The organism is Stenotrophomonas sp. PS02298 (assembly GCF_029959445.1).
GTDB lineage: Bacteria > Pseudomonadota > Gammaproteobacteria > Xanthomonadales > Xanthomonadaceae > Stenotrophomonas.
On the sequence record NZ_JASCOR010000179.1, the window covers coordinates 1 to 8,105 of the forward strand.

At 64.9% G+C, this 8,105-nt stretch carries 8 protein-coding genes; 3 read left to right on the forward strand and 5 right to left on the reverse strand.

What is annotated here, in order from left to right; all coding sequences use genetic code 11:
• Positions 1–302 precede the first annotated feature (302 nt).
• Entirely contained in the window at positions 303–1,013 is a 711-nt protein-coding gene (locus tag QMX78_RS18470) for a YceI family protein (protein WP_282272291.1), read from the reverse strand.
• Positions 1,014–1,103: 90 nt separating this feature from the next.
• Complete coding sequence (locus tag QMX78_RS18475; RefSeq protein ID WP_282272292.1) at positions 1,104–1,694, reverse strand: malonic semialdehyde reductase; 591 nt, start codon at positions 1,692–1,694, stop codon at positions 1,104–1,106.
• A 131-nt stretch (positions 1,695–1,825) separates the two neighbouring features.
• On the opposite strand from QMX78_RS18475, the gene QMX78_RS18480 reads away from it, so the two are divergent.
• Together QMX78_RS18480 and QMX78_RS18485 are read left to right on the forward strand one after the other, a co-directional pair.
• On the forward strand, positions 1,826–2,797 hold the full coding sequence (locus tag QMX78_RS18480; protein ID WP_282272293.1) for a mitochondrial fission ELM1 family protein: 972 nt from the start codon (positions 1,826–1,828) through the stop codon (positions 2,795–2,797).
• Positions 2,798–2,914: 117 nt separating this feature from the next.
• On the forward strand, positions 2,915–3,400 hold the full coding sequence (locus QMX78_RS18485; RefSeq protein WP_282272294.1) for a YajQ family cyclic di-GMP-binding protein: 486 nt from the start codon (positions 2,915–2,917) through the stop codon (positions 3,398–3,400).
• 21 nt (positions 3,401–3,421) lie between these two features.
• Here QMX78_RS18485 and QMX78_RS18490 read toward each other — a convergent pair whose 3' ends face one another.
• The 3 genes from QMX78_RS18490 to QMX78_RS18500 form a co-directional block, all read right to left on the reverse strand.
• The gene (locus QMX78_RS18490) at positions 3,422–4,513 is read right to left on the reverse strand and encodes a helix-turn-helix domain-containing protein (RefSeq protein ID WP_282272295.1); all 1,092 of its coding nucleotides are present in this window, start codon (positions 4,511–4,513) and stop codon (positions 3,422–3,424) included.
• 92 nt (positions 4,514–4,605) lie between these two features.
• Positions 4,606–5,730, reverse strand: coding sequence for an NAD(P)-dependent alcohol dehydrogenase (locus QMX78_RS18495; protein ID WP_282272297.1), 1,125 nt, complete (start codon positions 5,728–5,730; stop codon positions 4,606–4,608).
• Positions 5,731–5,743: 13 nt separating this feature from the next.
• Positions 5,744–7,207, reverse strand: coding sequence for a benzaldehyde dehydrogenase (locus tag QMX78_RS18500; protein ID WP_282272299.1), 1,464 nt, complete (start codon positions 7,205–7,207; stop codon positions 5,744–5,746).
• 222 nt (positions 7,208–7,429) lie between these two features.
• Here QMX78_RS18500 and QMX78_RS18505 point away from each other — a divergent pair, with 222 nt between their 5' ends.
• Positions 7,430–7,993 carry a DUF1415 domain-containing protein gene (locus QMX78_RS18505; RefSeq protein WP_282272301.1) on the forward strand — a complete coding sequence of 188 codons (564 nt, stop codon included), beginning with the start codon at positions 7,430–7,432 and terminating at the stop codon, positions 7,991–7,993.
• Positions 7,994–8,105: the final 112 nt, after the last annotated feature.

Sequence of the window (8,105 nt, forward strand, 5' to 3'; positions counted from 1 at the left end):
TTAAACGCCCCCGCCCGGCAGCCCCGCGCGGCTGGCTTCCGCCCGGGTTGGGGGGCGCGGCGAACCCCGCGAAGCTGACGGTATTGAAGCCATCTGCATTTTTGCCAACTGATGATGTATCGGCTTCGCGGCTTACGCCGCTCCTACAAAGGCCAGGAAGCCGTGTAGCGGCTTGCTTGACGCGCTTTCGCCTACCCTCACCCCAACCCCTCTCCCGGAGGGAGAGGGGCTTCTAACGACAAAGGCCCGCCAATGGCGGGCCTTTGCGTTTACTGCGTGCTGCGAAGAAACCGCTGGCGCGATTACTTGGCGGCAGCTTCCTCGGCCTTCGGGATCGAGGCTTCGGTGGTGATGCGGATCTTGACGTCGTCGCTGACGGCCGGGGCGTAGGCGCCCACGCCGAAATCGCTGCGCTTGATGGTGGTGGTGGCATCGAAGCCGACCGACGGCACCTTGGCCATCGGGTGCTCACCGGCACCGTTGACGGTCACGTCCAGCACCACCGGCTTGGTGATGCCCTTGACGGTCAGGTCGCCGGTCACGGTCAGCTTGTTGGTGCCGGCTGCTTCCACCTTGGTGCTCTTGAAGGTAGCGGTCGGGAACTTGGCGGCATCGAAGAAATCGGCGCTGCGCAGGTGCTCGTCGAACTTGGCGGTGAAGCTGTTCAAGCCGGACAGCGGCAGGGTCACTTCCACACTGGACTTGCCCACGTCAGCGGCGTCGTACACCAGGGTGCCATCCGCGTTGCCGAAGTGTGCGCTCGGGTTGGAGAAGCCCATGTGGCTCCACTGCACCAGCACGTCGGTGTGGGTCGGGTCGAGCTTGTAGGTACCGGCGGCGATCTGGATCGCAGCGGCTTCCGGGGCAGCCGGGGCGGCAGCAGCGGCATCAGCCGGGGCAGCGGCGGTTTCGGCCGGGGCGGCAGCCGGGGCAGCGGTGTCTGCCGGCTTGGAGCAGGCGGTGATGGCAGCGGCCAGGGCCAGCGGGAGCAGCAACTTGGTCATAGCGGACATGGATCTCTCCTTGGAGGTGATAGACGGGATTATTTTCAACAAGCACGGTGTCAGCCAGTGTGACGGACGCCGCGTGGAACACTTCAGCAATCAGGCAATGCGCGCGGCTTCGTCAAAGGAAAGCCGCGGCAGCCGCGGGAAGATGCCGGACGGGTCGCCATAGCCCAGATTGACGAGGAAATTGGACTTGATGGCGGTGCCGGCAAAAAACGCTTCATCCACCTTGGCCGGGTCGAAGCCCGACATCGGGCCGGCATCCAGGCCCAGCGCGCGCGCGGCCAGGATCAGGTAGGCACCCTGCAGGCTGCCGTTGCGGAACGCAGCCTCGTGGCGGCCTTCGCGCGGGCCGTCAAACCAGGCCTTGGCGTCGGTGTGGGGGAACAGGTAAGGCAGCTTCTCGTGGAAATCCAGATCAAAACCAATGATCGCCGTGACCGGGGCAGCCAGGGTCTTGGCCAGGTTGCCCTCGGACAGGGCCGGTGCCAGCTTCTGCTTGGCTTCGGCCGATTTGACGAACACGAAGCGCGCCGGGCTGGCGTTGGCGGAGGTGGGTGCCCACTTCAGCAGGTCGTACAGGGCGCGCAGCTGGCTGTCCTCGACCGGACGGTCCTGGAACGTGTTCTGGGTGCGGGCGGTGCGGAACAGCTGGTCAAGCGCGGCATCGTTGAAGATGTCGGACATGGAAACTCCGTGGTGAATTGGCTACGGTCGTGACATTGCACGGGTCGGCCCCGGACAATGACACGCCGATCAGAGGCCTCAGTGTAGAGCCCTCTGGCTGTTGCAACACCCAGCCTTACTGAAACGAATTAATGCCATACGCGAAACGATCGACGCTCCCATGGACGATCACCGACGGCCGCGCCGGCAACGTGCGCCAGGCGGTGGCGCTGGCGTCTGCGCTGGGCCTTGGCGGCCAGCAACGCCTGCAGCTGCAGCCACAGGCGCCCTGGCGCTGGCTGTCGCCGCGGTTGCTACCGGGCGCAGCACGGGGCTTTGGCCCGCAGTTCGCGCAGCTGGCCGGCAACACACCGGCGCTGGCGATTGGGTGCGGCCGCCAGGCTGCGGGCGCACTGCGGGTGCTGCGCCAGCGTGGCACCCGCACCGTGCAGATCCTCGACCCGCGTATTCCGCCGCGCCACTGGGACCTGCTGGTGGTGCCCGAGCACGACCGCCTGCGCGCGGACAACGTGCTCACCCTGCTGGGCAGCCTCAACCCGGTCAGCGATGACTGGCTGGCCTGGGGCCGGGCCGCGTTCTCCAGCTTCGAGCAACTGCCGGGGCCGCGCACCGCCTTGCTGGTTGGCGGCCCCACCGATCACGCGCCGTGGCAGGACAGCGACATCCAGCCGCTGTTCCAGCAGCTGGCTGCACGCATCCGCGCCGAAGGCGGCAGCGTGCTGGCCACCACCTCGCGGCGTACCCCGCGCGCGGTGACGGCCGCCCTGCTGCGTGCCTTCGACGATGTGCCCGGCGTGATCTGGGCCGATGGCGGCGATGGCTCCAACCCCTATGCCGGGCTGCTGGGCTGGGCAGACCGCATTGTCTGCACGCCGGACTCGGTCAACCTGCTGTCGGAAGCCTGCGCCACCCGGGTACCGGTGGGCGTGCTGCTGGGTACGCGCGCGCAGGAACGGATGGCCTGCTTCCAGCAGACCTTGCGTGAGCGCGGCCGCCTGTTGGATGGGCTGGCTGCGTTTGATGCCGATCTGGGCGCGGCGGTTGAACCGCTGCGCGAGACAACCCGGATTGCGGCTGAGGTGAAGCTGCGCCTGGGGTTGTGAGGAAGGCAGCGATGGCTGCCTGGCAGCACGCACGGACACGCAAGAAACCCTTGCCCGCGTCATGCCCGCGCCATCAATCGCCTAGAATGGCTGCTGTTTTCTGATTGGAGCAGGCCCATGCCTTCCTTTGACGTCGTATCCGAAGTTGACAAGCACGAGCTGACCAACGCCATCGACCAGGCCAACCGCGAGCTGTCCACCCGCTTCGATTTCAAGGGCGTGGCGGCAAGTTTCGAGCAGGATGGCGAGAAGCTGATCAAGCTCACCGCGCCTACCGATTTCCAGCTCAAGCAGATGTCCGACATCCTCAAGCAGCGCCTGGCCGCGCGCAACATCGACTTCCGCTGCATGGAATTCGGCGACATCGAGACCAACCTGGGTGGCGCGCGCCAGCAGGTGACGGTCAAGCAGGGTATCGAGCAGAAGCTGGCCAAGCAGATCGCCGCCAAGATCAAGGAATCCAAGATCAAGGTCGACACCCAGATCAACGGTGACAAGCTGCGCGTCAACGGCAAGAAGCGCGACGACCTGCAGGAAGTGATGGCGCTGCTGAAGAAGAGCGACTTCGAACAGCCGCTGCAGTTCGACAACTTCCGCGACTGATGTAACCCCGTTGCAGCAGGCTCAACCGGCCTGCTGCAACTTGCGGTACAGGGTGGTGCGCGAAATACCCAGTTGCCGGGCTGCCGCGCTGAGGTTGCCAGCATGCGCCGCCACCGCTTCATGCACCGCCTGTACACCCTGCACACGCAACGAACTCACCGCTGCCACAGCCTGAGTACTGGCCCGCGCGCGCACCGGCCCGCGCAGGTACTGCACCTGCAAGGCACTGTCCGCACGCAGCGGCACCCGATGTACCGGCCCGGCCTGCAACAGGCGACGACGCTGGTGCACGCTGGCTTCGGCGAACACGCCATCCAGGGTCATCAACGGCAATACGCCATTCCGCGGAAGGCCGAAAATGCGCCGTGCCACGCTGTTGGCAGCACGCAGCTGGCCGTCCTCGCCCACCGCCAACACGCCCTGTAGCGGCGTGCCCAACCAGCGCGCGTCGTGCTGCACCGCCAATAGATGGCAATCGCGCTGCTGCTGGATCAGCTGATTCTCGATAGACAACGCGGCCTGGCGGAAATAGCCACGCAGCAGCTCGCTGTCGCGCTCACCGATGCCGGTGATATCCAGCGCGCCCAGCACTTCGCCATCGGCACCGTGCAGCGGCACGCTGAGGCAATAAACCTGCGAAAACTCATCGAGGTAATGCTCATTGCCACGTACCAGCGCTGGCGCATCCTCTGCCAGTGCGCAGGACGGTGCGGTCGTGCCGATCTCGATCTCCCGCACACGCCGGCCGACCTGGATCGGCCGCAATATCGCTTCATCGCCAAGACCGTGCTCGCGCTGGGCGATGATCAGGCCATCACGGTTGACGCAGAACAGGGTCCAGCGGCGGCCGCCGAACGCTGCCCATAGATCATCCATGTCCTGCCGCACGCAACGTGCCAGCAAGCGGTCGGCCGGATCGTCCAGGCGCAGCTTGCGTTGCGCCAGCGATGAGTACTGCGGCGCCTGCTGCGGGCGCACACCCGCTTGCCGCGACCGCTCCCAGGAGCGCAGCACGGCCGGTGCCAGCAACTGCGCAGGCAGACTACCCCCTTCAGCAAAACGCTGCCGCGCTGCTGCCAGGCGTTGCTGCTGTTGCACGAGCGTGGTGGCCATGGGCGTCCTCCAGACAACTGCGCCCAGCCTACACCTCGCTCGCTGACTGAATCGCCATCGCGGACCGGTTTGGCCCGCGATGGTTTGTTCCATCAACCGATCTTGAGGATAGGCTTCAAGGTGATGCCCTTGGTGCTGTCCTCGGCCGCCTGGTTGATCTGCTCCAACGGATAGAACCTGACCAGCTTGTCGAACGGGAAGCGGCCCTGCTGGTACAGCTGTACCAGCTGCGGAATGAACACCTTGGGCACACTGTCGCCTTCGACGATGCCGCGGATGCTGCGTCCGCCCAGCAGCAGGTTGTTGACGTCGAACTCGGCCTTCGTGCCCAGCTTGGGCGCGCCCACCACACCCATCACACCAAGCCCACCCAACGCCTCGATACCCTGGGCCAACACCTCCGGACGCCCAGTGGATTCAAGCGCGAAGTCAGCACCACCATCGGTGATGGCACGCACCGCCTCGATCACATCCACTTCGCGACTGTTGATCGTATGGGTGGCACCCAGCTCCTTGGCCAACTCCAGCCGCGATGGCACCACGTCGATGGCGATGATGGTGGTCGCGCCAGCCACGCGTGCGGCCATCACCGCGCTCAGGCCGACCGCACCCGCGCCATAGGACGCAAAGCTGCTGCCCGCGCCAACCTTGAGCGAGTTGATCACCGCACCGGCACCGGTCTGGATACCGCAGCCCAATGGGCCGAGCAGCTCCAACGGCGCGTCGACAGGCACCTTGATCGCATTGTTCTCCTGGCTCAGCGCGTAGGTCGCAAACGAGGACTGGGCGAAGAAGTGGTCATGCAACGGCTGGCCGTGCGGGTCCTGGATGGCGGTGCTGCCATCCAGTTCACCACCGCCGAAGTTCAGGCCGAAGAAATCCTTGCAGTACGCACCATGGCCACCGCTGCACGGATTGCAGTGCCCGCAGGCACCGTAGGTGAGCACCACATGGTCGCCGACCTTCAGATCCTTGACGCCCGGACCCAGCGCTTCGACCACACCCGCACCTTCATGGCCGAGCACCGCCGGCAACGGCACCGGGTAATACTGGTCGCGCACGATCAGATCGGTGTGGCACAGCCCGGTAGCAACGACACGCACCAGTACCTCGTCATCCTTGGGTCCACGGATGCGGGCGTTCTCGATGGTGAAAGGCTTTTCCTTCTCGCGCACCACCGCCACGGTGATGTCACGCAGTTCTGCAGATGCACTCATGGGTTTCTCCTGTTCAAAGTGGATAGGCCGGGGCTTCGCCCTTGATGGTCAACCATTGCCATTGGGTGAACTCTTCGATGTTGGCCGGGCCACCGATGCTGCTGCCATTGCCAGAGGCACCGACACCGCCAAACGGATTGATGACCTCGTCATTCACCGTCTGGTCGTTGATGTGCAGGATGCCGGTGTGCAGCTGCTCACCCAGCTTCAGGGCACGGCCGACATTGCTGGAGACGATTGCCATCGACAGGCCGTACTCGGTGTCGTTGGCCAGCGCTGCGGCTTCCTCATCGGTATCGAACGGCACCACCACCGCCACCGGTGCGAAGATTTCCGCACGGAAGGCGGGATTGGTCTTGTCCACGCCACTGAGCACGGTCGGCTCGAAGAACAGATCCTGGTAGCTGCCGCCGGTTTCAAGCGTTGCACCGGCTGCTGCAGCCTCGGCCACCACGCGTGCGGCGTGGTCGCGCTGCTGCGCGTTGATCAATGGGCCGAGGGCGACATCGGCAAGCGCCGGATCACCGACAGTGAGTGATTGCGCTTTGGCGATGAGCTTCTGCAGGAACTGCGGATAGATGCCACGCTGGACCAGCACGCGACCGGTGGCCATGCAGATCTGGCCCTGGTGCAGGTAGACGCCCCAGGCGGTATTGGCGATGGCCAGATCGATATCGGCATCGTCGAGCACGATCAGCGCGTTCTTGCCGCCGAGTTCCAACGACACTTTCTTCAGGTGCCGGCCGGCTGCTTCACCCACCTTGCGGCCAGCAGCAGTGGAACCGGTGAACTGGATCATGGCGATATTGGGGTCGCTGGTCAGCGCCGCACCTGCTGCGCCATCACCGGGCAGTACATGCAGTACGCCAGCTGGCAACCCTGCCAGTTCAAACAGACGGGCGATCACGAAGCCACCGCACACAGCGGTACGCGGATCGGGCTTGAGCACCACCGCATTGCCCAGCGCCAGCGCCGGTGCCACCGCCCGCATCGCCAGGTACAAGGGGAAGTTGAACGGGGAGATCACGCCCACTACACCCAGCGGACGCCGCCGCGCCAGGTTGAGCCGCCCCGAGGCCGACGGCAGGATCTCGCCAACACTGCGCGAGGGCAGTGCCGCGGCCTCCTGCAGGGCCCTGGTGCTGACCTTGTTCTCGAAGCCAGCCTTGAGCTTGGTCGAACCGGACTCACGCACCAGCCAATCGATGATCTCGGCGGCGTGTTCATCGGCCAGCTGCGCGGCGCGACGCAGCACCTGCGCGCGTGTTTCATAAGGCGCGTTGGCCCAGTCGCGCTGCGCCTTGGCGGCGGCTGCGGCCGAGCGCGCGATCTGCGCCGGGTCAGCCATCGCAATGCTGCCGAGCACCTTGCCAGTGGCCGGCTCGATCACGTCCTGCTGGCTGCCACCGGTCTGCCATTGACCATCAAATTGCTTGCCCGCCCACAACGCGGGGGGAAGAAATACCTGTTCTGCCATTGCCTGTACTCCTAGCGTGGTCTGTGCCGACATTGAATACCTGCGCCCGGCAACTGCCTATTAGCCTTCGGCAAGATCCTTGCAAGCCACTGAAAGCATGGGAATTCCAACAATGCACGGTGTCCAGTTTGTGGACAGTGAACGCCATCGCGATGACAGCAAGACGGCAGCCTGCGTCGATGACCACTACAATCGCCTGCCCTGCCAGCCCGAGCGCCAGCCATGAACGAAGAAGCCGCCATCGATCCCATCGCCGTCACCCGCAACTGGGTGGAGAAGGCCGTGATCGGATTGAACCTGTGCCCGTTCGCCAAGGCGGTCTACGTCAAGCAGCAGGTACGCTTCGTGCTCAGCGATGCGACCACGCCGGAGGCGCTGCTGGAGCAGTTGGCCGAAGAGCTGGTGTTGTTGCGCGACACCCCGGCCGAGCAGATCGACACCACGCTGATCATCCACCCGGACGTGCTGGAAGATTTCCTGGACTACAACGATTTCCTGGAGAACGCCGACGCGGCGGTGGAAGCGCTGGATCTGCAGGGCATCCTGCAGGTGGCCAGTTTCCATCCGCAGTACCAATTCGCCGGTGCTGCCGCCGATGATGTGAGCAACTACACCAACCGTTCGCCCTACCCGACCCTGCACCTGCTGCGCGAAGACAGCGTGGAACGGGCGGTGGCCGCGTTCCCGGACCCGGATGTGATCGTCGAGCGCAACATCGCCACGCTGGACAAGCTGGGCGTGGAGGGCTGGCATCGTGTGTTGGCCGGCGGTGAAGGCAACGCCTGAGAGATGACCGGTAGTGCCGAGCCATGCTCGGCATGAGGCTTTACCGGCAATGTCCAAGGTAGTGCCGAGCCATGCTCGGCAGGGGCGTTACCGGCAAGACCTCATGCCGAGC